The organism is Pseudomonas sp. Je.1.5.c (assembly GCF_051129895.1).
Lineage (GTDB): Bacteria > Pseudomonadota > Gammaproteobacteria > Pseudomonadales > Pseudomonadaceae > Aquipseudomonas > Aquipseudomonas urmiensis.
Genome location: NZ_JBCPSP010000029.1, coordinates 39264 through 63801 on the forward strand (window position 1 = coordinate 39264; position 24538 = coordinate 63801).

The 24538-nt window shown below is 62.6% G+C and carries 27 protein-coding genes; 17 read left to right on the forward strand and 10 right to left on the reverse strand.

Going from position 1 to position 24538, the window contains the following annotated elements; all coding sequences use genetic code 11:
- Together AAZU54_RS19325 and rnk are read left to right on the forward strand one after the other, a co-directional pair.
- The gene (locus tag AAZU54_RS19325; protein WP_186552946.1) at window positions 1–213 is read left to right on the forward strand and encodes a DUF1289 domain-containing protein; all 213 of its coding nucleotides are present in this window, start codon (window positions 1–3) and stop codon (window positions 211–213) included.
- Window positions 214–348: 135 nt separating this feature from the next.
- Window positions 349–759: a nucleoside diphosphate kinase regulator gene (rnk, locus tag AAZU54_RS19330; RefSeq protein WP_312151551.1), complete on the forward strand. Its 411-nt coding sequence runs from the start codon at window positions 349–351 to the stop codon at window positions 757–759.
- 15 nt (window positions 760–774) lie between these two features.
- Here the strand turns inward: rnk and AAZU54_RS19335 are convergent, their stop codons facing one another.
- The 4 genes from AAZU54_RS19335 to AAZU54_RS19350 form a co-directional block, all read right to left on the reverse strand.
- Window positions 775–1617 carry a hypothetical protein gene (locus tag AAZU54_RS19335; RefSeq protein ID WP_312151549.1) on the reverse strand — a complete coding sequence of 281 codons (843 nt, stop codon included), beginning with the start codon at window positions 1615–1617 and terminating at the stop codon, window positions 775–777.
- Window positions 1618–1707: 90 nt separating this feature from the next.
- On the reverse strand, window positions 1708–4566 hold the full coding sequence (locus AAZU54_RS19340) for a class I adenylate cyclase (protein WP_186552943.1): 2859 nt from the start codon (window positions 4564–4566) through the stop codon (window positions 1708–1710).
- Between the two features lie 180 nt (window positions 4567–4746).
- Window positions 4747–4992 carry a TIGR02647 family protein gene (locus tag AAZU54_RS19345; protein ID WP_186552942.1) on the reverse strand — a complete coding sequence of 82 codons (246 nt, stop codon included), beginning with the start codon at window positions 4990–4992 and terminating at the stop codon, window positions 4747–4749.
- A gap of 72 nt (window positions 4993–5064) precedes the next feature.
- Window positions 5065–5364: a hypothetical protein gene (locus AAZU54_RS19350; RefSeq protein ID WP_434727528.1), complete on the reverse strand. Its 300-nt coding sequence runs from the start codon at window positions 5362–5364 to the stop codon at window positions 5065–5067.
- 145 nt (window positions 5365–5509) lie between these two features.
- On the opposite strand from AAZU54_RS19350, the gene AAZU54_RS19355 reads away from it, so the two are divergent.
- Entirely contained in the window at window positions 5510–6169 is a 660-nt protein-coding gene (locus AAZU54_RS19355) for a glutathione S-transferase (protein ID WP_405129752.1), read from the forward strand.
- A 169-nt stretch (window positions 6170–6338) separates the two neighbouring features.
- On the opposite strand, the gene argH is transcribed toward AAZU54_RS19355, so the two are convergent.
- Window positions 6339–7733: an argininosuccinate lyase gene (argH, locus tag AAZU54_RS19360; protein WP_186552939.1), complete on the reverse strand. Its 1395-nt coding sequence runs from the start codon at window positions 7731–7733 to the stop codon at window positions 6339–6341.
- Window positions 7734–8044: 311 nt separating this feature from the next.
- Here argH and AAZU54_RS19365 point away from each other — a divergent pair, with 311 nt between their 5' ends.
- The 7 genes from AAZU54_RS19365 to rsd all read left to right on the forward strand — a co-directional run bounded on the left by AAZU54_RS19365 (window position 8045) and on the right by rsd (window position 14449).
- Complete coding sequence (locus AAZU54_RS19365; protein WP_186552938.1) at window positions 8045–8794, forward strand: LytR/AlgR family response regulator transcription factor; 750 nt, start codon at window positions 8045–8047, stop codon at window positions 8792–8794.
- 135 nt (window positions 8795–8929) lie between these two features.
- Entirely contained in the window at window positions 8930–9871 is a 942-nt protein-coding gene (hemC, locus tag AAZU54_RS19370; RefSeq protein WP_312153036.1) for a hydroxymethylbilane synthase, read from the forward strand.
- A complete protein-coding gene (locus tag AAZU54_RS19375) occupies window positions 9868–10635 on the forward strand; it encodes a uroporphyrinogen-III synthase (RefSeq protein WP_434727529.1) in 768 nt (255 codons plus the stop codon). Before hemC ends, AAZU54_RS19375 begins: the two co-directional genes overlap by 4 nt.
- 45 nt (window positions 10636–10680) lie before the next feature.
- On the forward strand, window positions 10681–11781 hold the full coding sequence (locus AAZU54_RS19380; RefSeq protein WP_312153038.1) for a uroporphyrinogen-III C-methyltransferase: 1101 nt from the start codon (window positions 10681–10683) through the stop codon (window positions 11779–11781).
- Window positions 11778–13016 (forward strand): heme biosynthesis protein HemY, encoded by a 1239-nt coding sequence (locus tag AAZU54_RS19385; RefSeq protein WP_312153040.1) that lies wholly within the window; start codon window positions 11778–11780, stop codon window positions 13014–13016. Before AAZU54_RS19380 ends, AAZU54_RS19385 begins: the two co-directional genes overlap by 4 nt.
- A 224-nt stretch (window positions 13017–13240) precedes the next feature.
- Window positions 13241–13747, forward strand: coding sequence for a disulfide bond formation protein B (locus tag AAZU54_RS19390; protein ID WP_264233873.1), 507 nt, complete (start codon window positions 13241–13243; stop codon window positions 13745–13747).
- A 231-nt stretch (window positions 13748–13978) separates the two neighbouring features.
- Window positions 13979–14449: a sigma D regulator gene (gene rsd / locus AAZU54_RS19395; RefSeq protein WP_186552934.1), complete on the forward strand. Its 471-nt coding sequence runs from the start codon at window positions 13979–13981 to the stop codon at window positions 14447–14449.
- A gap of 9 nt (window positions 14450–14458) precedes the next feature.
- Here the strand turns inward: rsd and AAZU54_RS19400 are convergent, their stop codons facing one another.
- Window positions 14459–15124 carry an FKBP-type peptidyl-prolyl cis-trans isomerase gene (locus AAZU54_RS19400; RefSeq protein ID WP_186552933.1) on the reverse strand — a complete coding sequence of 222 codons (666 nt, stop codon included), beginning with the start codon at window positions 15122–15124 and terminating at the stop codon, window positions 14459–14461.
- 223 nt (window positions 15125–15347) lie between these two features.
- Between AAZU54_RS19400 and AAZU54_RS19405 the strand changes: the two genes are divergently transcribed.
- Window positions 15348–16496, forward strand: coding sequence for an AlgP family protein (locus tag AAZU54_RS19405; protein ID WP_405129755.1), 1149 nt, complete (start codon window positions 15348–15350; stop codon window positions 16494–16496).
- Here the strand turns inward: AAZU54_RS19405 and AAZU54_RS19410 are convergent.
- The gene (locus AAZU54_RS19410; protein WP_186552931.1) at window positions 16472–16954 is read right to left on the reverse strand and encodes a TIGR02444 family protein; all 483 of its coding nucleotides are present in this window, start codon (window positions 16952–16954) and stop codon (window positions 16472–16474) included. The genes AAZU54_RS19405 and AAZU54_RS19410 overlap by 25 nt on opposite strands.
- A gap of 50 nt (window positions 16955–17004) precedes the next feature.
- On the opposite strand from AAZU54_RS19410, the gene AAZU54_RS19415 reads away from it, so the two are divergent.
- The 3 genes from AAZU54_RS19415 (at window position 17005) to AAZU54_RS19425 (ending at window position 20233) form a co-directional block, all read left to right on the forward strand.
- The gene (locus AAZU54_RS19415; protein WP_186552930.1) at window positions 17005–18915 is read left to right on the forward strand and encodes an ATP-binding cassette domain-containing protein; all 1911 of its coding nucleotides are present in this window, start codon (window positions 17005–17007) and stop codon (window positions 18913–18915) included.
- The gene (locus AAZU54_RS19420) at window positions 18915–19502 is read left to right on the forward strand and encodes a mechanosensitive ion channel family protein (RefSeq protein WP_186552929.1); all 588 of its coding nucleotides are present in this window, start codon (window positions 18915–18917) and stop codon (window positions 19500–19502) included. Before AAZU54_RS19415 ends, AAZU54_RS19420 begins: the two co-directional genes overlap by 1 nt.
- Window positions 19503–19600: 98 nt before the next feature.
- Window positions 19601–20233: a LysE family transporter gene (locus tag AAZU54_RS19425; protein WP_186552928.1), complete on the forward strand. Its 633-nt coding sequence runs from the start codon at window positions 19601–19603 to the stop codon at window positions 20231–20233.
- Window positions 20234–20262: 29 nt separating this feature from the next.
- Here AAZU54_RS19425 and AAZU54_RS19430 read toward each other — a convergent pair whose 3' ends face one another.
- Window positions 20263–21018: a slipin family protein gene (locus AAZU54_RS19430; protein WP_186552927.1), complete on the reverse strand. Its 756-nt coding sequence runs from the start codon at window positions 21016–21018 to the stop codon at window positions 20263–20265.
- A gap of 2 nt (window positions 21019–21020) precedes the next feature.
- Window positions 21021–22382, reverse strand: coding sequence for an NfeD family protein (locus tag AAZU54_RS19435; RefSeq protein WP_312153614.1), 1362 nt, complete (start codon window positions 22380–22382; stop codon window positions 21021–21023).
- Between the two features lie 177 nt (window positions 22383–22559).
- Here AAZU54_RS19435 and AAZU54_RS19440 point away from each other — a divergent pair, with 177 nt between their 5' ends.
- The 3 genes from AAZU54_RS19440 to AAZU54_RS19450 all read left to right on the forward strand — a co-directional run bounded on the left by AAZU54_RS19440 (window position 22560) and on the right by AAZU54_RS19450 (window position 24032).
- A complete protein-coding gene (locus AAZU54_RS19440) occupies window positions 22560–23018 on the forward strand; it encodes an aminoacyl-tRNA deacylase (protein ID WP_186552925.1) in 459 nt (152 codons plus the stop codon).
- A 61-nt stretch (window positions 23019–23079) separates the two neighbouring features.
- Window positions 23080–23322 (forward strand): DUF2789 domain-containing protein, encoded by a 243-nt coding sequence (locus AAZU54_RS19445; RefSeq protein ID WP_264233857.1) that lies wholly within the window; start codon window positions 23080–23082, stop codon window positions 23320–23322.
- 71 nt (window positions 23323–23393) lie between these two features.
- Window positions 23394–24032, forward strand: a complete 639-nt coding sequence (locus AAZU54_RS19450; protein ID WP_186552923.1) for an NADH:ubiquinone oxidoreductase subunit N — start codon at window positions 23394–23396, stop codon at window positions 24030–24032.
- On the opposite strand, the gene AAZU54_RS19455 is transcribed toward AAZU54_RS19450, so the two are convergent.
- Window positions 24033–24470, reverse strand: a complete 438-nt coding sequence (locus AAZU54_RS19455; RefSeq protein WP_186552922.1) for a CBS domain-containing protein — start codon at window positions 24468–24470, stop codon at window positions 24033–24035.
- Window positions 24471–24538 lie beyond the last annotated feature (68 nt).

Sequence of the window (24538 nt, forward strand, 5' to 3'; positions counted from 1 at the left end):
ATGAGCGAGCAGCCGCGGCCACCCAAGCCGCTCTACAGTAATGTCAGCACCGCGGTGAAGTCGCCGTGCATCAGCGTTTGTCGTTTGGATGAGCAGCGGGTCTGCACCGGTTGCCACCGCCATGTCGAGCACATCCGCGAATGGCGCTCGGCCGACGACGAACGGCGCCGGCAGATTTGCCGCGAAGCCGAGGCCCTGCGCGCCCGGGCTTGAGTATTTACCCGGCTGTGATACTGTCGGGCTCTGCGTCGGTGCTGCCGAAAGCATTCACAAACCCCGCCCTTGGGCGGGGTTTTGCTTTATCTGCCCACCACAATTTGCCTGATGAACAAGGAGTCTGACTGGATCATGAGCACCAAACCTTCCCTCATCCTCACCCGATTGGACGTGCAACGTCTCGAGCGTCTGATCGACAGCCTCGATGAAAGCACGCCAGGTGTGGAGGCCTTGATGGCCGAGCTTGACCGCGCCGACAAGGTGGTCGGTCACGAGGAGGTCCCGGCTGGGGTGGTGACCATGAATTCGCGCGTGCACTGCCGCGAAGAAGCCAGTGGCAAGGACTACCACCTGACCCTGGTGTATCCGAAAGATGCCGGGCCGGAAGGCAATGTCTCGATCCTCGCGCCCATTGGTTGCGCGCTGCTGGGGCTGTCGGTGGGCGACCAGATCGATTGGCCGGCGCCGGCTGGCAAGACCCTCAAACTCAAGCTGCTTGAGGTTGAGTACCAGCCGGAAGCCTCGGGTGATTTCGACCTCTGATCACCCTTTTAGCGATCAAGGGATGTTGCGTGCCCGCAACAGGCTGGCATGGATGCAGTTGTCGACGATGCGGCTGCGCAGTGACCAGTCGGTGTTGATGATGTGGAAGTTCTGAATGTAGCTTCCCAGGTCGCGGGACTCGAACCACTCATCGATCTTGTCGCTGAAGTCGTCGGGGGTGAAAACCCCTTTGTTGTACTTGGCGCACTGGATCGCATGCAGCGGATCAAGCTCTCGACCTTCGGCTGCGACCTCGTCCATGAACGCCTTCAATTCGCTGGTTGTAGGTGTATTGCGGCCAATCCAGGCCTGGTACACACCATCCCAGTGCGCCCCTGGGCTCTCAGTGTTGTAGGCGATCACCACGGTTTTGCCAGGGTGGTCGCGCCATAGCTGGTCGAGGGTCAGATCCTTTAAGTGCCATGGAATCAATCGCTGGCCAATGTACTTGTCCAGCACCCCCTGCAGCCAACGATGCTCATTGGGGCTGAAGTTGTCGAATTGATGAAAGTCGAGGATGACGATCTCTTTGGCGTTTTCAGGTTTGCCATAGAATTTGTTCAGCTCGTAGATGACATCGCCCAGCAGGGTTCGCCCTGATGTATTGAGGTGGAACAGCTTGTATCGGTTGGGTGAGTCCGGCAGGTACTCACGGTTGGCCCTTACACGCAGGTCAAGAACACGAATGCCGCCGCGAATTTGCTCGATGCAGGAAACGTCTTGGGTGATTTCCTGAGGTAATGTCAGGCTGTCGGATTGTTTGTCCGCACCAGAATCGTGACTGCCAGGTAGCACCAACTGATCAATGCGCAGGCGACCCAGCTCGGGCAGGGAGCCCATCCAGTTTTCTTTGTTCATCTCGCACTCCGGTTTTGGATTCGAGTGCGCAGGATGTGGCGCCCCCACGCCGTCTGGCATAGGGAAAGTCCTCCTGTTGAGCAGGGTCAATCAGGGTTGCAAGGTCGCCTGAAGTTGCGCCAGACCCGCATTCAGTGCCTGCTCCAGCTCGCGCTTGTAGCGCAGGTAGAGAATGGTCGAGCCTTGGTCGTCGTCGAGCAGTTCGGAAAGATCTAGGTCAGTGATATAGCAGCGGTAAGTGCCGGCGCTACGACGCTTGCTGAGGATTTGCCGGGAAACCACGCTGTATAGCTGGTCTGCGTAGTCCAGCTCGGAAAACTCCTGCTGATTGCAATACAAGGTGACATGCACCCCGTCGCCAGCGCTTTTCTGCAAGATAGCCTGGACTTCGTAATAAGGCTGGTCGCTGCCATCGACGGGTACTGGCCGTTGTTCAATGCTGCGAGTTTTGCCGCTTCCCGGCAGCAATTGGTAATAAATAATGCTCAGCGAGTCTTGCAGGCTGTCCAGCGGTAGCTGGGCATCACGGCGCCTGACCACCGAACAAAGGAAGCGCTGCAGCGGCAGCAGCAGGTGGGTTTCATCATCCAGCGGCAGGCGCTGTTGCCACAGCGCATTGTATTCATCCAGCACATACAGGTCGGCCCAGCCATCGAGCAGACGGTAGAACACCTGAATGCACTCGGGCTGGCCGAGCTCAAGAATCCGCGGCAGGTCGTGGTCCTGCAGGGCATTGGCATCCAGGTGCAAGGGGCTGTACTGGCCGCGCTCCTCGCCCAGGTAGCTGAGCACGTCTTCATGGTTGGCCAGTGTGGCCAAGGTGACATGCCCAGGCAGCAGCTCCAATGCGTGGGTGTCTTGGGCAATCTGCACCAAGTAGCGGTGGTTCAAGTTTTGATCGAGCAGCAGTTGCGCGGTGTCGAACAGTTCCTCGACCCGCTGGGCGATTGCCTGGGCGCGGTTATGGCAGAAACAGCGCACCCGCACTCGCGGGCGATGACTGCGCTGGCCCAGGCTGTTGAGGAAGTCGCGTAAACAGCGCATCAGGGCATGCTCGCCGTCGTAGCGCTGCACCAGCACTTCGTTCCAGCTGTTGAGGGTGATCTGGTCGAGGCTAAGCACCAGGTTTTCGCGCACGCCGGCATAACTCAGCGAGTCGGTCCGTTCGGTGGTCATGAGGATGTTCAGGTCGCGGTGGTGGCGCAGGGGGTCCAGGCCAACGTTGACCAGCAGCAGGATCTCGTCGGCCACGCTTGGCTGCAACAGGCGCACCTCGCTGACCGGCTCCAGCGGCAGGGCAATGCTCTGCTGCAAGCTGCCCAGCAGGTTGAACAGCTCGAACTCGCTCAAGTCACTGACGCCGGGGTGAAGAGCGAGCCGCGTGCTGCTGTCGATCACGCCATTGCGGTGCGCCCAGGTCAGCAGCTCAAGCAGTTCGCGGCAGCGCTTGATCGGGCTGAAATGCTCCCACTCGTGCACGCCCAGATTGCCGTTGTATAGGCCCCAGTGGTGGGTACCTGGCTCCTTGCGGTTGGGTGATTGCACCAGGGTCAGGGTGTCTTCAGCCAGATCCGGGGCGATCCCAGGGTTGATCACTTCGATCTTGCCGGCACGGCGCTCGAACGCCGCGTAAAGCCTGCGCCCGAGCACATTGAGGTCGCGCTGGTCGGCGCGGCTGCTGGCGTTCTGCTCGCGGGCGAGCTGGCTGAGGAAGCGGTAGCTGTGGTTGAGCTCGGCGACCAGCTCGCGGCGCTCGACCGCGACCTGGCGCACCTTCCACTGGCTGCGGCTGTCGAGCAGGGCCAATTGGCGTTCGTCCCAGCCCCATTCCTCGACCAGTCGGGCGAGCAAGCGCCGCTGCCAGTCGCCATTGCGCGAACGGCCAAGGCCGCTGAGTTTCTTGTTGATCTTCAGGTACAGGCTGCGGCGCACCAGCTCCAGGCGCTGCTGGTCACCGCGCCGCTGCAGGTATTGCTCGATGCGGCGATAGACCATCACGTAAGGGTCGAGCGCATCGAGGTCGAGCTGGTTGGCGAATACCGCCTGTTTGTAATCCAGGCTCAGGCAGCGCACGGCCGGCTGTTCGCTGGCATAGACCTCGGTCAGCAGTAACTTGAGCAGCGATTTGTACGGTGAGTCGATGCCCTTGAACAGCTGCCACAGGCCGGCTCCGACAAACTCGCCTGCCGGGATGTGCGCCAGGTGGCCAAGGTCCAGATCGTGGTCGGCGCGAATGAACCGCTTGGACAGCAGGGTTTGCGTGTACGCCTGGTAATTGTGTTCTTCATACACGGGTACCAACCACCACAGCGGGGTGCGCCCGGCCAGCCAGATCGCGGTGCGATAGAACTCGTCGAGCAACAGATAGTGCTGGGTGGTGCCGCAGTCATCGGAGCTCAGCTGGCTGTCGCGCTCGCCTTGGACGAAGTTCTGCGGGTCGATCAGGAAAAAGTGCGCCTCGGTGCCCAGGCTCATCGCCCAGGCTTCAAGCAGCTGACATTTGCGTCTGAGCTCCGCCAGTGCACTTTCACCAAGCCCCGGGGCGTGGCAGACCCAGAGGTCCATGTCGCTTTGTTCGGCCTGAGCCAGGGTGCCCAGGCTGCCCATCAGGAACAGACCGTGAATGGGCCGTGGCGCATTGCCCAGGCGCGCCTTGTGGGTAAACGAGCGGGCCAGGCGCTGGGCTTCGGCAACCAGCTCGGGCTCAGGCTCGAAGCCTGACACACCCGCGGGGGTGTTGCCGCTGACATACCCCGGTAGCAGTGGGTGATTGACGTGGAACAGTAGCGGCAGCAGCGTGAGCACCTGCTGCTGGCGTGTCGAGAGGCCGTCCATCGCCCGTTCCAGCCGACCGTTATTGATGAGCAGAAAGCGCGCGCGCAATTTCGCCAGCACCTTGCGGTCGATGCCTTCATCCAGATCGGGGCGAATTTCGTGGGGGTGGTTCATTGCGCACTCAGGGTCAGGCCGGGGCTGTGGCGAGTTTAGCCTGAGCGGGGAAGTCGGATAAGGGCTATGTGAATTTTTGGCGTCAGATTTTTAGCGGGGCTGTAGGCCTCTTCGCGGGCAAGCCCACTCCTACAGGGATATGCAGGGAGCGAGGCTTGGCCGCGAACAGGATTACAGAAATCAGGCGGTCTCTGCGCTTTTCAGAATGATCAGCAGTGACTGGACATGCTCAGCCGCATCACGCCCCAGGCTGGTCAGATAACCACCATCGGGCTGGTCGGTCAGTTCCTTTTCGTGCAGGCGCTTGGCGGCGGCGATCAGCGCGGGGGAGGCGTTGTTGTGGACTTGGATGCCTTCCTGGCTGCTGTCCAGATTGAACAGGGCAAGGACTTCCAGTTCAGCGATCAGCTCGGGGGTAAGGGACATGGCAACTCCTGACTTCCAGACAAGGATGGGGCACCGCAATGGGTGCCTGAGCGTGGAGTGTAGTCAGACTTTTTACTGGTCGCCTTGATCCGCCTCAGGTGGCAGCTCCGGCAGTGCCCGCAAGGCGTTCTCGTACCACTCGGTATTGAACGGGCGATCTTCGTCGAGCAGGGCGTCGATCTCGATGGCCAGCACGTAAGCCATCAGGTTGAGGATGTCTTCGCGCTCGTAGCCGACCAGGGTCAGCTTGTTGAAGGTGGCCTTGGCGGCGGGGGGCTCGCCACTTTCAATCTGGTTTTCGATGGCCTGGGTCAGGGTGGCCTCGGCGAAGGCTTCTTCTTCATCAGTATCGATGTCGCGGGGTTCGCTCATGGCGGTGCTCCTGTAGTGAAGTGCACAGTTTGCCATGCTCGCGCAGGCAATGCCCGGCCATCGACGCGGTGCATGACGCTGGTCATGGCGAGGGGTTGCGGCTATAACTCCGGGGCCATCCCCACACGGCCTGGAGGCTGTATCAATGCTCAAGCTTCACGGATTTTCGGTCAGTAACTACTACAACATGGTCAAGCTGGCCTTGCTGGAGAAGGGCCTGCCGTTCGACGAGGTGACCTTCTTTGGCGGGCAAACCCCCCAGGCCTTGGCTATCAGCCCACGTGGCAAGGTGCCGACGCTGGAGACCGAACATGGCTTTATCAGTGAAACCAGTGTGATCCTCGACTATATCGAGCAGACCCAGCCAGGCAAGCCGCTGCTCCCAGCCGATGCCTTCGGCCAGGCCAAGGTGCGCGAGCTGCTGCGGGAGATCGAGTTGTATATCGAACTCCCCGCGCGTACCTGCTACGCCGAGGCGTTCTTTGGCCAGGCGGTCGAGCCGCTGGTCAAGGAGAAGGCGCGTGCCGAGCTGATTGCCGGGTTTGCCACGCTCAAGCGTAATGGCAAGTTCGCCCCGTATGTTGCTGGCGAGCAGCTGACCCTCGCCGACCTGATGTTCTGTTTCTCGGTCGATTTGGCGTGTGCGGTGGGCAAGAAGGTGTTGAACCTGGACTTGCTGGAAGACTTCCCGCAGGCCAAGGCGCTGCTGGCGCTGATGGGGGATAACCCGCACATGGCGAAGATTCTCGCGGATAAAGCAGCGGCGATGCCGGGCTTCCTGGAGATGATCAGCAAGAAGCGCTGATCTGAGCGAAAGGCTGCGTTGCAGCCATCGCGGGACAAGCCCGCTCCCACGCCTTGCGTAGAACGGTACGAGGGCGTAGCCCTGGCAATCAGGCTCCCACGCCTTGAGTCGAGCTGCGCGTGGGAGCGGGCTTGCCCCGCGAACGAGGGCGAAGCCCTCGCAATGAAGCTTATCGCGCAGCCAGCAACGCCTTGCCGCGCACTACAGCCGCACGCACCTGCGCCGGTGCAGTACCGCCAATGTGATTACGCGCATTGACCGAGCCTTCCAGGGTCAACACGGCAAACACATCCTGCTCGATCTGATCGCTGAACTGGCGCAACTCGTCCAGGCTCATCTCGGCCAAGTCTTTACCAGTATCGACACCGTACTTCACCGCATGGCCAACGATCTCGTGGCAATCACGGAACGGCAGGCCGCGGCGTACCAGGTAATCGGCCAGGTCGGTCGCGGTGGAGAAACCACGCAGCGCCGCTTCACGCATGATCGCGTGACGTGGCTTGATCGCCGGGATCATGTCGGCAAAGGCGCGCAGCGAGTCGCGCAGGGTATCGGCGGCATCGAACAGCGGCTCTTTGTCTTCCTGGTTGTCCTTGTTGTAGGCCAGTGGTTGGCCTTTCATCAGGGTCAGCAGGCCGGTCAGGGCGCCAAACACGCGGCCGCTCTTGCCACGTACCAGCTCCGGTACGTCCGGGTTCTTTTTCTGCGGCATGATCGAGCTGCCGGTGCAGAAGCGATCAGGCAGGTCGATGAACTGGAACTGGGCGCTGGTCCACAGCACCAGCTCTTCGGAGAAGCGCGACAGGTGCATCATGGCAATGCTGGCGGCGGCACAGAATTCGATGGCGAAGTCACGGTCGGAGACGCCATCGAGCGAGTTGCCGGCCACAGCTTCGAAGCCCAGCAGCTTGCAGGTCAGTTCGCGGTCGATCGGGTAGGTGGTGCCGGCCAGCGCGGCGCTGCCCAGGGGCATGCGGTTGGCGCGCTTGCGGCAGTCGACCAGACGCTCGTAGTCACGGCTGAGCATCTCGAACCAGGCCAGCAGGTGGTGGCCGAAGGTAACGGGCTGCGCAGTCTGCAGGTGGGTGAAGCCCGGCATGATGGTCTCGGCTTCGCGCTCGGCTTGCTCCAGCAGGCCCTGCTGCAAGCGCGTGATTTCGGCCAGGATCAGGTCGATCTCGTCACGCAGCCACAGGCGGATGTCGGTGGCCACCTGATCGTTACGGCTACGGCCAGTGTGCAGCTTCTTGCCGGTGATGCCGATGCGGTCGGTCAGGCGCGCTTCGATGTTCATGTGCACGTCTTCCAGGTCGACGCGCCAGTCGAAGTTGCCGGCCTCGATTTCGCCCTGGATGGTCTTCAGGCCATCGATGATGGTGTCGCGCTCGGCGTCGCTGAGTACGCCGACCTGCGCCAACATGGTGGCGTGGGCGATCGAACCCATGATGTCGTGGCGGTACAGGCGCTTGTCGAAATCGACCGAGGCGGTGAAGCGGGCGACGAAGGCGTCGACGGGCTCACTGAAGCGGCCGCCCCAGGACTGATTGGTCTTGTCGGTGCTCATGGATTCACTCGTTGAAGGCGTGAACGATAAAAAGTGGCGCCGATAATAGCAGGGTTGCGCGGGCTGCCGCAGGGCGCCGGTCGATTGAAATCGCGAGAAAACACCAGACCCTGTCTTGCGTAAGGATATTTAGCGATTGAACGGCAGTGTTCCACGGACCGTCTACAGTTGGACAAAGGACTGGCAGTGAATCTGCCGGACCAGTGAATCTTTGGCCATTGCATCGGTCTAGAGCGTGACCGCGGTGTCGGTCGACCCACACCTGTCTACGCTATACCCGTGCGAGACTCATTCAGGAATCCAGCGCAATTATGAATGTCCTGATCGTTGATGACGAACCCCAAGCCCGCGAACGCCTAAGCCGCTTGCTAGGCGAGCTGGAGGGCTACACCGTGCTGGAGCCCAGCGCCACCAACGGCGATGAGGCCCTGGCCCTGATCGAAAGCCACAAGCCCGACGTGGTCCTGCTGGATATCGACATGCCCGGCCTTGATGGCTTGCAAGTCGCTGCACGCTTGTGCGAACGCGAAGCGCCGCCAGCTGTGGTGTTCTGCACCGCTGGCGATGAATACGACAGTGAAGCCTTCAAGGACAGTACCCTCAGCCACGTCGCCAAGCCGATTCAGCCGCAGGCGCTGCGTGATGCCCTGCGTAAAGCCGAAAAACCCAACCGCGCCCAGTTGGCGGCGCTGACACGCCCGGCCAATGAAGGGGGTGGCAATCCGCGCAGCCATATCAGCGCGCGAACGCGCAAGGGCATCGAGTTGATCCCCCTGCCGCAAGTCATCTATTTCATCGCCGACCACAAGTACGTCACCCTGCGCCACGAGGCCGGGGAAGTATTGCTCGATGAACCGCTCAAGGCGCTTGAGGACGAGTTCGGCGAACGCTTCGTGCGCATTCACCGCAATGCGCTGGTGGCCCGCGAGCGTATCGAGCGTTTGCAGCGCACGCCGCTTGGGCATTTCCAGCTGTTCCTCAAAGGGCTGGACGGTGATGCGCTGACGGTCAGCCGCCGGCATGTGGCCGGCGTGCGCAAGATGATGCAGGGGCTGCACTGACACAACCCAGGCAGCTGCTCGCGCAGGGCAGCACCGCGCCTTTGCGGCGAGGGCCGTCGATTGCTGATCTGGGTCTGCAGGCAGACCCGGAGGAGCTGTTATCATCGACAGCATCTCTCTGCATCGGGGCGTTACATGTCCACTCGCGAAATCCGCATTGCCACCCGTAAAAGTGCCCTGGCCCTGTGGCAGGCCGAATACGTCAAAGCGCGCCTGGAACAGGCTCATCCAGGCCTGCGGGTGAGCCTGGTGCCCATGGTCAGCCGCGGCGACAAGTTGCTCGACGCGCCGCTGGCGAAAATTGGCGGCAAGGGCTTGTTCGTCAAGGAGCTGGAAACCGCGCTGCTGGACAACGAAGCCGACATCGCTGTGCATTCGATGAAAGATGTACCCATGGACTTCCCGCAAGGCCTGGGTCTGTATTGCATCTGTGAACGCGAAGATCCGCGTGATGCGTTCGTTTCCAACCGCTTCGCCAGTCTTGAAGCGCTGCCAGCGGGCAGCGTCGTCGGCACCTCCAGCCTGCGTCGTCAGGCCCAACTGCTGGCGCGTCGGCCGGATCTGAAGATCCAGTTCCTGCGCGGCAACGTCAACACCCGCCTGGCCAAGCTCGATGCTGGTGAATACGACGCCATTATCCTCGCCGCTGCCGGTTTGATTCGCTTGGGTTTTGAAGACCGTATTACCTCCAGCATCAGCGTCGACGACAGCCTGCCAGCCGGTGGCCAGGGCGCGGTAGGTATCGAATGCCGCAGCGCCGACAGTGAAATCCACGCCTTGCTGGCGCCGCTGCACCACATTGATACCGCCGACCGAGTGGTGGCCGAGCGCGCGCTCAACAAACACCTCAATGGCGGCTGCCAAGTGCCGATTGCCTGCTACGCGGTGCTCGAAGGCGAGCAGCTGTGGCTGCGTGGCCTGGTGGGTCAACCGAGTGGCGGCACCTTGCTGGTCGCCGAGGCGCGTGCGCCGCGCGCGCAAGCCGAAGCCTTGGGCGTGCAGGTCGCCGAAGACCTGCTGGGGCAGGGCGCCGAGGCGATCCTCAAGGAAGTCTATGGCGAGGCTGGCCATCCGTGAGCCCCTGGCGCTTGCTGCTGACCCGACCTGAAGAGGATTGTGCGGCACTGGCGCACAGCCTGGCGCTTGCCGGTATCGCCAGCAGCAGCCTGCCGCTGTTGGCGATCGAGCCAGTTGCCCTGGACCCGCCACAAACCCTGCGCCTGAGCAAGCTACAGCGCTACCAGGCCTTCATCGTGGTGAGCAAGCCGGCTGCCCGCTTATTGCTCGAACGGCTCGCCCAGACCGGCCTGCAAGCACCCCGCGAGGGCTGGTTCACGGTGGGTGAAGCGACCGCCCGCGTGCTTGAGGATGCTGGGCTTTTGGTGACTTGCCCTACTGCAGGTGATGACAGCGAGGCCTTGCTTGAGCTACCCGATCTGCGTAAGGCTACCGCCAGGGCGGATTCACGGGTATTGATCATCCGCGGTGTCGGAGGTCGTGAACTGCTGGCAGAGCGTCTTGCTGAGCAAGGTGCTAGTGTCGATTATCTGGAACTGTATCGCCGCTGCCTGCCGCAGTACCCGCCGGGCACACTGGTACGCCAGATCGAAGCGGAACGCCTCAATGGCCTGGTGGTCAGCAGTGGGCAGGGTTTTGCACACTTGCGCCAGCTGGCAGGTGCAGATTGGCCACGTTTGGCGCATTTGCCGTTGTTCGTGCCAAGCCCGCGGGTAGCCGAGCAAGCGCGAGCGGCCGGCGCCCAACACATTGTGGATTGCCGTGGCGCCAGTGCCACGGCCTTGCTGGCAGCTGTGCAGCGCAGCGCTGCACCTGCCTCTTAAGGCGCTAAGCTCAGAGCGACGCGCCCCCATGCAAAGGATGGATACGTGAGCGAAACTGTCTTGTCCAACAACGAACAGCCCACCGCAGCCGACGCGCTGGAAACCCCAGCCGCAAAGCCCGCCAAGCGTTCAGGCAATGGCCTTGCAGTGCTGGCGTTGCTGCTCGGTGCCGCCGGGGTCGCGGTCGGGGGCTGGGGCGTCTGGCAGGTGCGACAGCTGCAAGGCAGCGAGCAAGGCCAGGGCCAGCGCCTCGAAGCGCTGAGCGAGCAGACCGCTGCCTTGCAGCAGCGCGATCAACAAATCAGCGCCCAGCTGGCCAGTCTGCCGGCAGCCAGTGAGTTGGAAGATCGGCGCCGCCTGGTGTCGCAGCTGCAGGGCGATCAGCAGCGCCTGAGCCAACGCCTGGAAACCGTGCTGGGCGAGAGCCGCAAGGAATGGCGCCTGGCTGAAGCCGAACACCTGTTGCGCCTGGCGACCCTGCGCTTGTCCGCCCTGCAAGACATCACCAGTGCCAAGGCCCTGGTCGAAGGCGCTGACGAGATCCTGCGTGAACAAAGCGATCCAGGTGCCTTCGCCGCTCGCGAGCAACTGGCCCGCAGCCTGGCTACCCTCAACAGCACTGCGCAACCTGACCGCACCGGCCTGTTCCTCAAGCTGGCTGCCCAGCGCGAGCAAGTCCAGCAGCTGAGCGCCCAGTCGCCAGAGTTCGATGGCAATGCCGACGCCCTCGGCGCGCTGACCTCCGACGGCGATGGTGCCAGCCGCTGGTCGCAGTGGTGGGCAGAGATTTCCAAGTACTTCCAGATCGAATTCAACGCAGACGACAACGTCCGCCCACTGCTGGCCGGGCAGTCGCTCAATCAGTTGCGCCTGGCCCTGAGCCTGACCATCGAGCAAGCCCAGTGGGCGGCCCTCAATGGTGAGGCGAAGGTCTATACCCAGGCCCTGGACGATGCCCGCAGCGTGCTGCTGGCCAACTTCAACGCCGACAACCCGCAAAGTAAGGCCATGCTCGACAGCTTGAACGCCTTGGCCGAACAGCCGGTCTCGGTAGTTACCCCCGATTTGAGCGAAAGCCTGGCCGCAGTGCAGGCCTACATCCAGCGCCGCCATCTGCCGACTGAAGCAGAAGGGGGCAAGCCATGAAGCGGGTCTACCTGCTGGCAGTAGTGGCGATCGTAGTAGCCGCAGCGTTGGGCATCGCCATTGCCAAGCACAGCGGCTACGTACTGATCGCCTATGGCAGCTTTCGCTACCAGTCTGGCTTGTGGGCCGCGTTGGGCGCGTTGGTGGGTATCGTCCTGGCAGTGTGGCTGCTGCGTTACCTGATTGGCCTGGTGTTGACCTCAAGTGGTGTGGTCAACCCTTGGTCGCGGCGCAACCGCCGTCGGCGCACGCGCATCGCTGTCGAGCAAGGCCAGCTGGATCTGGCCGAAGGCCGCTGGGCCAGCGCTCAGCGTCACCTGCATCGCGCCGCCGAGGCCGAGCGCCAGCCGCTGCTGTACTACCTCGGTGCTGCGCGTGCAGCCAACGAGCTGGGCCGCAGCGAAGACAGCGACAACCTGCTGGAGCGCGCCCTGGAGCGTCAGCCGCAAGCAGAACTGGCGATTGCCTTGACCCATGCGCAACTGCAGATGGACCGTGGTGAAGCCGATGGCGCCTTGGAAACCTTGCTGGCGATGCACGAGCGTCACCCGCACAACGGCCAGGTGCTGCGTCTGTTGCAGCGATTGTACCTGCAGCGCGGCGATTGGCCGGCGCTGATTCGCCTGCTGCCCGAGCTGCGCAAGGGCAAGGTGTTGCCGGCTAACGAGCTGGCCGAGCTGGAACAGCGTGCCTGGGGGCAAAACCTGAATCTGGCGACGACCCGAGGAGAAGACTCCCAGAGCGCGCGCCAAGCCTTGGAGCGCGCCTGGCAGCAGCTGACCTCGGCCCAGCGCCAAGAGCCGCAACTGGTCTTGGCCTACGCCGAACAGCTGCGTCAGGTGGGCGCCCAGGGTGAGGCCGAACAGGTGCTGCGCGCGGCACTCAAGCGTCAATACGAGAGCCACCTGGCCAGGCTCTACGGGCTGGTGCGCGGTGAAGACCCCGCGCGGCAGTTGCAGACCGCCGAAGGGTGGCTCAAGGACCACCCGCAAGACCCAAGCCTGCTGCTCACGCTGGGCCGCCTGAGCCTGCAGAATCGTCTCTGGGGCAAAGCTCGTGACTATCTGGAAAGCAGCTTGCGCCTGGAGCGCAATCCAGAAACCTGTGCCGAGCTTGCGCGTCTGCTCGCAGGATTAGGCGAGATCGAGCGCAGCAATCAGTTGTTCCAGGAGGGCTTGGGGTTGCTGGATGAGCGCCTGCTGGCGCTGCCGCTGCCCGAGGGCGTACGCGCCTGACCCACCTCCGGACCTGCGCAATGATGTGCAGGTCCGGGGGTACGGCGTTTAGCCACAAGCATTCGGCCGGGTTACAGGACCGCCATCAGAATCTTCCTACGCAAAGTTGAAACTTTTCCCGCGCAATCAGCGACTTGTCTCTACTGTAGTGCCTTGAAACAAACTGTCGCTTTCCTCTACCGTTTCAAGTCACGTCACTGACTACCCCGGGACCTACATCGCTCATGTCGCTGGCCCGTTATCGAATTTGCTACCTGCCTGCCTTGCTCGCCTCGCTGGCGATCCTGAGCGCAACCTTCGTACTGGAAAACAGCCTGGGCCTTGCGCCGTGCTCGCTGTGCTATAGCCAGCGCCTGCTGTTGGCGCTGTACGCCATGGTCTGCTTGTGTGCAGTTGTTCACGCGCCGTCGGGGCTGGGCTGGCGCACCTATGCGCGGCTGACGCTGGCCTGCTCGGCAGGTGGCGCGCTGTTGGCGGCGCGGCATGTCTGGCTGCAGGGCAGCGGCATGCCTATCGAGACCTGCCCGGCGCCTATCGGCAGGCTTTTCGAGCACTCCTGGAGCCAGGGTCTGAAGACGTTTTTGTTGGGCGGCCCGGACTGCGGCTCGCTGACCTGGAGCTTTCTTGACCTGACCCTGCCCGAATGGAGCCTGCTGGCCTTCCTGCTGCTCGCGGCGCTGCCCCTGTCGCGCCTGTTGGCGTATCGTTTCCGCACCCTCAACACGCTTTGACTTGGCGCAAGCCTGGGCCGGTTGCTCGACCAATGGCGTAATACCCAGGGATGAAACGCTTGTATGAACTTTGTCCAATGCGTACCTTGAAGGGCAGCACGTGCGGGAATAATCTCCCTGCACGGATACCGAAAAACACAACTGCTCGATGCCGTCCTGCTGATGTCACCTTTGTGCCGCAGAGTTGTGGAACGAGGTGCAGCGGCATCTACCCAGAAGGGAAGAATCGCCATGCTCGATAGTTGTCAGAATGCCCAGGAACGCTGGGGCGGGGTTCACAAGCTGATTGACCGTTGGCTCCAGGAACGCGAGGAGCTGGTGCAGTCTTTCCGTGCCCTGCGCGATGCCAAGCCGGCCTTCGCCGACAAGGACAAGAACAGCGGTTTCTGCGCGGTGTTGGTCGACTATGTCTCGGCCTGGCATTTCGAAATCAGCGAACAGCTGGTCAGCGAAGCCAAGGCCTTCGGTGATCAGGGTGCCTTGGAGCTGGCTACCCAGATCAACCCGCGCATCGATGACAGCACTCAGATCGCCCTGGCGTTCAACGACCACTGTGCCAAAGGTGAGTGCACCGACCCTGAGCGATTCGCCGACAAGTTGAGCAAGCTCGGTGCCTTGCTACGTGAGCGCTTCGAACTGGAAGACTGCCTGATCGAAGTGCTGCACAACGCCCACAAGCAAGAGGATGCGGTCCAGGCCTGATGGCCCGGATCAGTCCGCCACCGACAGCAGTTCGATCTCGAACACCAGCGGGGTGTAGGGCGCGATCAAGTCGCCCGCACCTTCGGCGCCGTAAGCCTGGGCCGATGGAATCACCAGCCGCCACTTGCCGCCCGCCTTCATCTTCGGCAGTGCCACCTGCCACCCTTCGATTACCGAGTCCAGGCTGAACCATTGTGGTTGCTGGTTCTGATCGAACACCGAACCGTCCGGCAACTTCCCTACGTAGCGCACCTGCACCTTGCCGGTGGCCTTTGGCTGAGCACCAGTGCCTGCGACCAACTCGCTGTAGAGAATACCTTCGGGCAATTCGTGTACGCCTTTGCGGGCGCGTTCGTTAGCCATGAAGCGCGTTTCCACGGCCTTGAGTTGGTTCACCTGAGTCTGCTCGGAAGCGGCATTGGCCTGCTCTTCGTGCTGCTCAAGAATGCGCTGCATGCGCGCCTTGTCGAGCTTCAGGGGTTTGTCCTGATAAGCCTGGCGCAGGCCCTCGACCAGGGCATCGAGTTGCAGGCCGGGGACTTCCTGGCGCAGCCGTTCGCCAAGGCTGGCGCCCAGGCTGTAGGCCAGGTCCTGGTCGTTGGACGATGGTTTATCAGCGGCGGCGAGGGCGAAGGGCGCCATCAGGCACAGGCCAAAAACAAGATAACGAGGCACGGTCGACTCCTGCTGCGAAGAGTGGCAAGTATGCCAGCCTTGTTGTCGGCCCCGTGTAAATATCAGCAATACTTTAATGGCGAACTACACTTGCACGGAGCTGCAAGATAACAACTTTGCCCAGGCATGCAACGCGGCGCTAACAATACTGTCAACATGCCCTAGCGGCGGTAGCAGCAGAAGCATAGTATGAGCCGCAATCTCGTCAGCCAGGAGGTAAACCATGTCGGCCAAGAAGAAGCCAGTAAGTACGCCGTTGCACCTGCTCCAGCAACTTTCCGGTAGCCTGCTCGAACATCTGGAAGATGCCTGCTCGCAAGCGCTGGCGGATGCAGAGAAACTGTTGGCAAAGTTGGAAAAGCAACGTGGCAAGGCGCAGGAAAAACTGCACAACTCGCGTCTGAAATTGCAGGACGCGGCCAAGGCCGGCAAAGCCAAGGCGCAGAACAAGGCGCATAAAGCCGCGGGTGAACTTGAAGCATTGCTCGATTCACTCAAGGAGCGTCAATCGCAGACCCGTACTTATATCCAGCAACTCAAGCGTGATGCTCAGGAAAGCCTGAAACTTGCCCAGGGTGTTGGCAAAGTGCGTGAAGCAGCCGGCAAGGCACTCGGCCAGCGTGCTGCTGCCAAGCCTGCTGCCAGCAAAGCTGCAGCCAAACCTGCTGCGACTAAGTCGGCTGCCAAGCCAGCGGTGAAAGCTACCGCCGCCAAAGCACCAGCAAAAACCGCTGCCGCTAAGCCAGCAGCCAGAACCGCAGCTAAACCCGCTGCCGCCAAGGCCCCGGCGAAAACCGCCGCAGCCAAACCTGCTGCCAAGCCAGCTGCTAAGCCAGCCGCAGCCAAGGCCCCGGCTAGAACCGCTGCCGCCAAGCCAGCTGCCAAAACTGCCGCGAAACCGGCAGCCGCCAAGGCCCCGGCCAAGACCGCTGCAGCCAAACCTGCTGCCAAGCCAGCCGCCAAGCCAGCCGCCAAGCCAGTAGCTGCCAAAGCGCCTGCTAAAGCTGCTGCAGCGAAACCTGCAGCCAAACCAGCCGCCGCCAAAGCACCGGCCAAAACCGCTGCTGCTAAACCGGCTGCCAAGCCCGCCGCGGCCAAACCTGCTGCCAAACCGGCCGCTGCCAAGGCACCCGTGAAAACCGCTGCCAAACCCGCCGCCAAGCCCGCTGCCGCTAAAGCACCGGCCAAGCCAGCTGCCGCCAAACCAGCCGTAGCCAAGCCTGCCGCTGCCAAGGTCGAAAGCAAGCCAGCCGAAGCCAAGCCTGCACCGTCCGCGAGCAGCTCGGCCTCTGCGACCAACTCGGCAGCGCCAGCCTCGACCGCTTCGGCCCCGGCCAGCGCCCCAGCTCAGACGCCGTCTTCGGCTTCCTGAAGCTGTTGCGCCGCGACGCGCAGCTGATGCAGCGCGTCGTGGTCGCGGCAACGGTCTGGTGCCAGCCGGGCCAACCAATCGTCCGTGGTCTCGTTCGAGCCCGCGGGCCATTGTCGCGAGCACGCTTGCAAGCGCTCCAGTAGCGTTCTCTCTGCCTGCAATTCCAAGCCCTTGACCTGCTCACGCAAGGCGGCCAACTGCGGATCGTTTTGCCCAGCGCTGCGCCATTGTTGGCGCAGGCTACGCAGGGGCATCACCACCTCCTGCTGCCAGGTCCGGGCCAGGTCGCCCAGGGCCTGCGCGCGCTCGGCATCAGCGCTGACACCCTGCGCCTGCAACCAGGTTGCGCAGAGCAGCAGGCAAACGTCCGCGCCCAATTGCTGAAGGCTCAGGCAGGCCTCTTCGACACCCGGCTTGGCGTACAGGGCCAGGGCGTGATTCCACAGGTCGGTGTGCATGGTTCCACTCGCGCTTGTGGCCGAGGAAGCTGGTAGACTCCGCGACCATCATGATCAGACTATCCAACCTCACTTTACAGCGTGGTCCGCAGCGCTTGCTAGATGGCGCCGAGATGACCCTGCACACCGGTCACAAAGCCGGCCTCATCGGTGCCAACGGCGCCGGCAAATCCAGCCTGTTCGCCCTGCTGCGCGGTGAGCTCACGCCCGATGGCGGCGATTGTCAGCTGCCCGGCGACTGGCGCATCGCTCACATGCGCCAGGAGGTCGACACCCTCGACCGGGTGGCGGTGGACTATGTGCTCGACGGCGACATCCGCCTGCGCCAGGTTCAGGCCGAGCTGGCGCTGGCCGAACAAGCCCATGACGGCACGGCCCTGGCCCGCTTGCACAGCGAGCTGGAGATCGCCGACGGCTATACCGCCGACGCCCGTGCGCGCAAGCTGCTGGCTGGCCTTGGCTTCAGCAACGAGCAGATGGACCGCCGCGTCGGTGACTTCTCCGGTGGCTGGCGGATGCGCCTCAACCTGGCCCAGGCGCTGATGTGCCCGTCCGACCTGCTGCTGCTCGATGAGCCGACCAACCACTTGGACCTGGATGCCATCCTCTGGCTGGAAGACTGGCTCAAGGGCTATCCAGGTACGCTGCTGCTGATTTCCCACGACCGCGACTTCCTCGATTCGGTGGTCGATCACGTGCTGCATGTCGAACAGCGCAAGCTCAACCTCTACAAGGGCGGCTACACCGCCTTCGAGCGCACCCGTGCCGAGCGCCTGGCGCAACAGCAGCAGGCCTACGAGAAGCAGCAAGCGCAGCGCGCGCACATGGAAAAGTACATCGCCCGCTTCAAGGCCCAGGCTACCAAGGCCCGTCAGGCGCAGAGCCGGATCAAGGCCCTGGAACGCATGGAAGAGCTGTCGGCGGCGCATGTCGATTCGCCGTTCGACTTCGTTTTCCGCGAGTCGGAGAAGATCTCCAGCCCACTGCTCGACCTTTCCGAGGGTCGCCTGGGTTATGGCGACAAGGCGGTGCTGGAGAAGGTCAAGCTGCAGCTGACCCCAGGCGCCCGTATCGGCTTGCTCGGCCCGAACGGCGCCGGTAAATCGACCCTGATCAAGAACCTTGCCGGCGAGCTGCAACCCCTCGGTGGGCGGCTGGTGCGCGGCGAAAACCTGGCGGTGGGCTACTTCGCCCAGCACCAGCTCGATTCGCTGGATGACAAGGCCAGCCCGCTGTTGCACCTGCAACGCATCGCTCCAACGGAACGTGAGCAGACCCTGCGCGACTTCCTTGGCGGGTTCGACTTCCATGGCGCCCGCGCCGAGGAGCCGGTGCTGAACTTCTCCGGTGGTGAGAAGGCGCGTTTGGCGCTGGCCCTGATTGCCTGGGAGCGGCCGAACCTGCTGCTGCTCGACGAACCAACCAACCACCTCGACCTGGAAATGCGCCTGGCCTTGACCATGGCCTTGCAGGAGTTCAGTGGCGCAGTGGTGGTGGTCTCTCACGACCGGCACCTGCTCAAGAGCACCACCGACGACTTCCTGCTGGTGGCCGACGGCAAGGTCGACACCTTCGATGGCGACCTCGATGACTACAGCCGCTGGCTGATCGACTACCGCCAGCGCAATGCGCCGGTCAGTACTGCGCCGGCCAACCCGGACAAGACTGACAAAAAGGCCCAGCGCCAGGCCGCAGCCGCTTTGCGTCAGCAACTGGCCCCGCACAAGCGCGCCGCCGAGAAGCTGGAGACCGAGCTGGGCCAGGTCCACAGCCAGTTGGCCGAGATCGAGACTGCGCTCGGTGACAGCGGCTTGTACGAAGCCGCCCGCAAGGACGAGCTGCGCGACCTGCTCGCCCGCCAGAGCAAACTCAAGCAACGCGAAGCGCAGTTGGAGGAGTCCTGGATGGAAGCCTTGGAACTGCTGGAAAGCATGCAAGCCGAGCTTGAGGCGCTGTCCTGATGGAGGAGTTGCAAGGCCTGCTGCCGGGGCAATGGATGGACGCACTGTGGTTGGGTTTGCAGATTTTGCTGATCCTGGTCGCAGCGTTTGTCCTGCAACGCTTCATCGCCCGCTGCCTGAGCCGCCTGGGCGAGCGCTACCCGTTGCCACCGGAGCTGCTGGTGCCGGTGCGCGGCGGTTTGCGTTGGCTGATCATGGGCAGCGCGCTGCTGTTCGTGTTGGAGCGCATGGGCGTTTCGGCGACGGTGTTGTGGACTGCGCTGTCAGGCTTCGTTGCGGTTGCGGCGGTGGCTTTCTTCGCCATGTGGAGCGTGTTGTCCAACCTGCTGTGTGCGGTGCTGATCTTTACCGTGGGGCCGTTTCGCATTGGTGATGTGGTCGAGCTGGTCGATACCCTCGACAAACCGGGGGTGAAGGGTCGGGTGATTGCCATCAACCTGCTGTTCACGACCTTGATGGAGCTGCCCGAAGCGGGTGGGGCGCTGGTGCAGGTGCCGAACAGCCAGTTCTTCCAGAAATCGGTGCGGCGCTGGCGGGGCGCTGAGGTGCCGGGTGTGGCTAAGGATGTTTCGGTTCAAGAGGACTGAAAGGCTGCCTGAACCCGTCCCTGCAAAATATCGCTGGTCATTTTTTCATCAACCTCGTAGCTTAACGTTTTGCAACATGTGCACGAGCGAGGTGTGTGATGTCGATGGAAACGTGGTTGGCCTTTTTTGCCGCGTGCTGGGTGATCAGCCTGTCGCCAGGTGCCGGGGCGATCGCCTCGATGTCCAGCGGTCTACAGTACGGTTTCTGGCGCGGTTACTGGAACGCGCTAGGCCTACAGATCGGCCTGATCGTGCAAATCGCCATCATCGCTGCCGGTGTCGGCGCGATCCTCGCCGCCTCCGCCACTGCCTTCCAAGTCATCAAATGGTTCGGCGTCGGTTACCTGGTGTACCTGGCCTACAAACAGTGGCGCGCGCTGCCGATGGACATGAGCGAAGAGTCCGGCGTGCGGCCGATTGGCAAGCCGTTGAGCCTGGTCTTTCGTGGCTTTCTGGTGAACGTCAGTAACCCCAAGGCATTGGTATTCATGCTGGCGGTGCTGCCGCAGTTCATCAACCCGCACGAGGCGCTGTTGCCGCAGTACCTGGCGATCACCGTGACCATGATCAGCGTCGATCTGCTGGTGATGGCGGGTTATACCGGGCTGGCTTCGCGGGTGCTGCGTTTGCTGCGTACGCCCAAGCAGCAGAAGCGTCTGAACCGCACCTTCGCCGGGTTGTTCCTGGGCGCTGCGACCTTCCTCGCGACCCTGCGTCGGGCGCCGCTCTGATGCAGTTTGGGGCCGCAATGCGGCCCCAGTCATGAGCGATCCCGATCCACCATTCCCTTGAGCAAATCGAGCGGCATCGGAAAGACGATGGTCGAGCTCTTGTCCCCGGCAATCGAACCCAGCGTCTGCATGTAGCGCAACTGCATCGCCCCTGGCTCCTTGCTGAGCATCTGCGCGGCCTGCATCAGCTTTTCCGACGCTTGCAGTTCACCTTCGGCATGGATCACCTTGGCCCGCCGTTCGCGCTCGGCTTCGGCCTGGCGGGCGATCGCGCGGATCATCGACTCATTGAGGTCGACATGCTTGATCTCGACGTTGGCCACCTTGATTCCCCAGGCATCGGTCTGCGCATCCAGCACTTGGCGAATGTCCTGGTTGAGCTGCTCGCGCTCGGCCAGCAGCTCGTCCAGCTCGTGTTTACCGAGCACTGCTCGCAAGGTGGTCTGGGCCAGCTGGCTGGTGGCGTTGAGAAAGTCCTCGACCTGGATGATCGCCTTCTGCGGATCGAGCACACGAAAGTACAGCACCGCGTTGACCTTGACCGAGACGTTGTCGCGGGTGATGACATCTTGTGGCGGCACGTCGAGCACCACGGTGCGTAGGTCTACCCGAACCATCTGCTGGATCACCGGGATCAGCAGGATCAGCCCCGGCCCCTTGACCTGCCAGAAGCGCCCAAGCTGGAACACCACCCCGCGCTCATACTCGCGCAGGATGCGAAACGCCGAGATCAGCAGCACGCCGACCAGCATCAGCAGCGCGCCGAAGCCCAATTGCACGAACATCGTCATTCTCCTTGCGCCGTGGGCGCAGTGGCGCTGACCTCAAGCCGCACGCCGTGGCGGGCGATCACCCGTACCGACTGGCCGGGCTGCAGTGGCGTCGCGCATTGCACTTGCCATTGTTCGCCCTGGGCCTGTACCGAGCCGCAGAACGGGTTGTCCGCCGTGACCTGGGTCACTGTCACCAGGCTGCCGACCAAGCCGGCATCGCCGCTGACCAGCGCCCGTCGTCGTGCCCGCATGGCCATCCCCAGCACGCCACCGAGCAACAGCGCCGAGGCTACCGCCAAGGTGACGATCAACGGCAGCGGAATGCCGTAGCCAGGGGCGTCGGTGTCCATCAGGATTACCGCGCCGACCACGAACGCGACGATGCCGCCAAAGCCCACAACGCCAAAGCTGGGCAAGAACGCCTCGGCGATCATGAACGCCAGCCCGAGCATGATCAGCGCCACCCCGGCATAGCTCACCGGTAGCAGCTGCAGGGCGTACAGCGCCAGCAGCAGGCTGATGCCGCCGATCACGCCCCCCACACCAGTGCCGGGGCTCATGAATTCGAACAGCAGGCCGTAGATGCCGATCATGATCAGGATCAGCGCCACGCTAGGGTTGGTGATCACTGCCAGCAGACGGGTGCGCCAGTCCGGCAGGTGCTCGACCAGCGGCGCGTCATTGGTTTGCAGCTGGCGCGGCTCGCCGGCGGCTTGCAGGGTCTTGCCGTCCAGTTGCCGCAGCAGGTCGGGCACATCGTTGGCCATCTGGTCGATGACCTTCAGGCGCAGCGCCTCATTGGCCGACAGGCTGACCGCCTCGCGTACCGCCTTTTCCGCCCAGTCTGCGTTGCGTCCACGTAACTGGGCCAGGCCGCGGATGTAGGCAGCAGCGTCGTTGACCTGCTTGCGGGCGAGGGTGTCCTGATCGTCTGGCGTATCGGTTTGGTCGTCCTTGGTCTCGCCTGGCTGTTTGCCGGGCATACCGATTTGCACAGGGGTGGCGGCGCCCAGGTTGGTCCCCGGCGCCATCGCTGCCACGTGGCTGGCATAGAGGATGTAGGTGCCGGCACTGGCAGCGCGAGCGCCACCTGGGGCGACGAACGTGGCGACGGGTACGGGGCTGGCGAGGATGGCCTTGATGATCTGACGCATGGAGCTGTCCAGGCCGCCTGGTGTGTCCATGCGGATCACCACAAGCTGGGCGCCTTGTTGCTGCGCCTGGTCCAGGCCGCGTACCAGGTAATCGGCGCTGGCCGGGCCGATCGCGTCATCGATATCCAGCATCCAGATGCTGCCGCCAGCCGCAGCGTGGCCACCCGTGGCAACGCCGAGCAGCACTAACAACAGCAAACAGCGCCAGCAGCGAGCGATCACCTGTCGTCACCTCGAGTGTCTCTATCAGTGAAGTTTAGTCGTGCCCTTCGAGGCAGGGCCTAAACTTGGAGAGGGGGCGAGGCCAGCGCTGTTCATGCGCAGGCGCTCGGGCGGCTTTGCTGCCCAATCGCGGCACAACGCCGCTCCTACAGGTGGGGGCGAAACCGGAGGTGCATCATGCGTATGGCCAAGACCCTGCAGCAGCGCCTGGACCAGGCAAACTGCGACTATGACATTGTTCCCCATCCACATTCCGCGACCAGCCTGGAGTCGGCGCGCACCGCAGGCGTACCGGCCGAGCGGGTCGCCAAGTCGGTCCTGCTCGACGACCGCCACGGCAACTACATCATGGCGGTGCTGCCGGCCAACCGGCACCTGGACATGAGTAAGGTGCGCATGACCGGCGCCTGGCAACTGACCCGCGAAAGCGGCCTGCCGACCCTGTTCGGTGATTGCGAACGCGGTGCTGTTCCGGCGTTGGGCGATGCCTATGACATAAAAATGCTGCTCGACCCGACCTTGACCCGCCAAGGTGATGTCTACCTTGAGGCAGGTGATCACGATCACCTGATCCACATGAGTATGGAGCAGTACCTCAAGCTGGTCCCGCAGGCCGAAGTGCGCGAGCTCTGCTGATGAATCTCAACCCAGTGCCGGGCGGGCGTCGTGGACGACCTTCCCGGCCAAGGAGGAACCCATGGAAGCACCGAACCATCCGTTTTCCGATCTGTTCAAGCAACTAGGGCTGGCGGACGATGCCAAGAGCATCGATCAGTTCATCACCTCGCATTCGCCGCTGAAGAACGACATCAAGCTGGTCGATGCGCCGTTCTGGACCGACTCCCAGCGCGCGTTCCTCAAGGAAAGCATCATCGAAGATGCCGATTGGGCGGTGCCGTTCGATCAACTCAACGAGGCCTTGCGTCGCCCGCGAAAATAAAGCGCCGAGCGGCACCTGATGGGTGATTTGGTCGTTGCTATGCTCAGGTAAAACAATAAGGGGATAGCGCGATGAAAGATCCCTACGCACCAGGCTTCTGGTGCACCGTGACGATCTTGGGCACCCTGACCGCCGGCTACTTCTACGGTATCCGGCACACCCACCAGATGAACCAGGCGGTGCAGTTCATGTACGCCGCTGCGGCGGTGACTGCGGCGGTGGCGCTCTGCGGTCTGGCCTGGATCGCCTGGCAGCAACTGCACTTGAACAAGCGCGAAGTGAGCCAAGGGCGAACGTTGGTGACCATCTGGAACACCAAGGTCGCGCTACGCCGGGTCGAGACGGTCTTCGACCGCTATTTCTGGGGCAGCTACTGGCATTCGGGGCGCACCTTCGAAGAAGTCATGGGCGAGCTCAAGGGCACGCCGCTGGAACAGAGCCTGGACGCCCTCAAGTGCCAATGCCGTGAACTCGACCGCGAGACCCACGACCCGCACCATCACTGGCTGGCCTTTGCCCGCGACCTTTCCAGCGTGGCCACGGCGATGGCCCGCGAGCGCTACCAGTTGGATTTGTGCGATACCCCGGATAACAGCCGGGGCGGCACTGCGCTGCTCAACCGCGATCTGGAAGTGCTGGTGTACACCTGGTCGGCGCGCCTGCGCAGCTTCGACCATCAACTGGACGAGCTGGAGAGCGCCTATCACTGATCATTCGCCGCGAATGTACTGCTCCAGTTGGCGGATCAGGCTGGCCTGCTCGGCGATGGTTTCCTTGACCAGGTCGCCGATCGACAGCAGGCCGAGCAGCTTGCCGTCCTTGACCACGGGTAGATGGCGCAGGTGACGGTCGGTCATCAGGTTCATGCAATGATCCAGGCTCTTGCTCGGATCGACCGTGAGCACATCTCGGGTCATGATTTCGCTGACCGGGGTAGCGGCGGATGAGCGGCCTTTGAGTACCAGCTTGCGCGCATAGTCACGCTCACTGACGATCCCCACCACCTGGTCGTTTTCTACCACCGGTAAGGCGCCGATGTTTTTCTCCGCCAACAGCTTCAGGGCTTCGAGCACCGAGAGATCAGGCCCAATGGTGTAGACGGTCTGATGTTGGGACTTGGTTTTGAGGAGTTCTTCGACGTTCTTCATACAGGCCTCGGTGGGTGGGGAATGCTGGTCTTCAGGTAACTAAAGCATCGGCGACGACGCTCTGCACG

Bases quoted from the DNA above. Each gene is read 5' to 3' on its own strand.
- AAZU54_RS19325 (WP_186552946.1), top strand. From the start codon at position 1: ATGAGCGAGCAGCCGCGGCCACCCAAGCCGCTCTACAGTAATGTCAGC.
- rnk (WP_312151551.1), top strand. From the start codon at position 349: ATGAGCACCAAACCTTCCCTCATCCTCACCCGATTGGACGTGCAACGT.
- AAZU54_RS19335 (WP_312151549.1), bottom strand. From the start codon at position 1,617: ATGAACAAAGAAAACTGGATGGGCTCCCTGCCCGAGCTGGGTCGCCTG.
- AAZU54_RS19340 (WP_186552943.1), bottom strand. From the start codon at position 4,566: ATGAACCACCCCCACGAAATTCGCCCCGATCTGGATGAAGGCATCGAC.
- AAZU54_RS19345 (WP_186552942.1), bottom strand. From the start codon at position 4,992: ATGTCCCTTACCCCCGAGCTGATCGCTGAACTGGAAGTCCTTGCCCTG.
- AAZU54_RS19350 (WP_434727528.1), bottom strand. From the start codon at position 5,364: ATGAGCGAACCCCGCGACATCGATACTGATGAAGAAGAAGCCTTCGCC.
- AAZU54_RS19355 (WP_405129752.1), top strand. From the start codon at position 5,510: ATGCTCAAGCTTCACGGATTTTCGGTCAGTAACTACTACAACATGGTC.
- argH (WP_186552939.1), bottom strand. From the start codon at position 7,733: ATGAGCACCGACAAGACCAATCAGTCCTGGGGCGGCCGCTTCAGTGAG.
- AAZU54_RS19365 (WP_186552938.1), top strand. From the start codon at position 8,045: ATGAATGTCCTGATCGTTGATGACGAACCCCAAGCCCGCGAACGCCTA.
- hemC (WP_312153036.1), top strand. From the start codon at position 8,930: ATGTCCACTCGCGAAATCCGCATTGCCACCCGTAAAAGTGCCCTGGCC.
- AAZU54_RS19385 (WP_312153040.1), top strand. From the start codon at position 11,778: ATGAAGCGGGTCTACCTGCTGGCAGTAGTGGCGATCGTAGTAGCCGCA.
- AAZU54_RS19390 (WP_264233873.1), top strand. From the start codon at position 13,241: ATGTCGCTGGCCCGTTATCGAATTTGCTACCTGCCTGCCTTGCTCGCC.
- rsd (WP_186552934.1), top strand. From the start codon at position 13,979: ATGCTCGATAGTTGTCAGAATGCCCAGGAACGCTGGGGCGGGGTTCAC.
- AAZU54_RS19405 (WP_405129755.1), top strand. From the start codon at position 15,348: ATGTCGGCCAAGAAGAAGCCAGTAAGTACGCCGTTGCACCTGCTCCAG.
- AAZU54_RS19410 (WP_186552931.1), bottom strand. From the start codon at position 16,954: ATGCACACCGACCTGTGGAATCACGCCCTGGCCCTGTACGCCAAGCCG.
- AAZU54_RS19415 (WP_186552930.1), top strand. From the start codon at position 17,005: ATGATCAGACTATCCAACCTCACTTTACAGCGTGGTCCGCAGCGCTTG.
- AAZU54_RS19420 (WP_186552929.1), top strand. From the start codon at position 18,915: ATGGAGGAGTTGCAAGGCCTGCTGCCGGGGCAATGGATGGACGCACTG.
- AAZU54_RS19425 (WP_186552928.1), top strand. From the start codon at position 19,601: ATGTCGATGGAAACGTGGTTGGCCTTTTTTGCCGCGTGCTGGGTGATC.
- AAZU54_RS19430 (WP_186552927.1), bottom strand. From the start codon at position 21,018: ATGTTCGTGCAATTGGGCTTCGGCGCGCTGCTGATGCTGGTCGGCGTG.
- AAZU54_RS19440 (WP_186552925.1), top strand. From the start codon at position 22,560: ATGCGTATGGCCAAGACCCTGCAGCAGCGCCTGGACCAGGCAAACTGC.
- AAZU54_RS19445 (WP_264233857.1), top strand. From the start codon at position 23,080: ATGGAAGCACCGAACCATCCGTTTTCCGATCTGTTCAAGCAACTAGGG.
- AAZU54_RS19450 (WP_186552923.1), top strand. From the start codon at position 23,394: ATGAAAGATCCCTACGCACCAGGCTTCTGGTGCACCGTGACGATCTTG.
- AAZU54_RS19455 (WP_186552922.1), bottom strand. From the start codon at position 24,470: ATGAAGAACGTCGAAGAACTCCTCAAAACCAAGTCCCAACATCAGACC.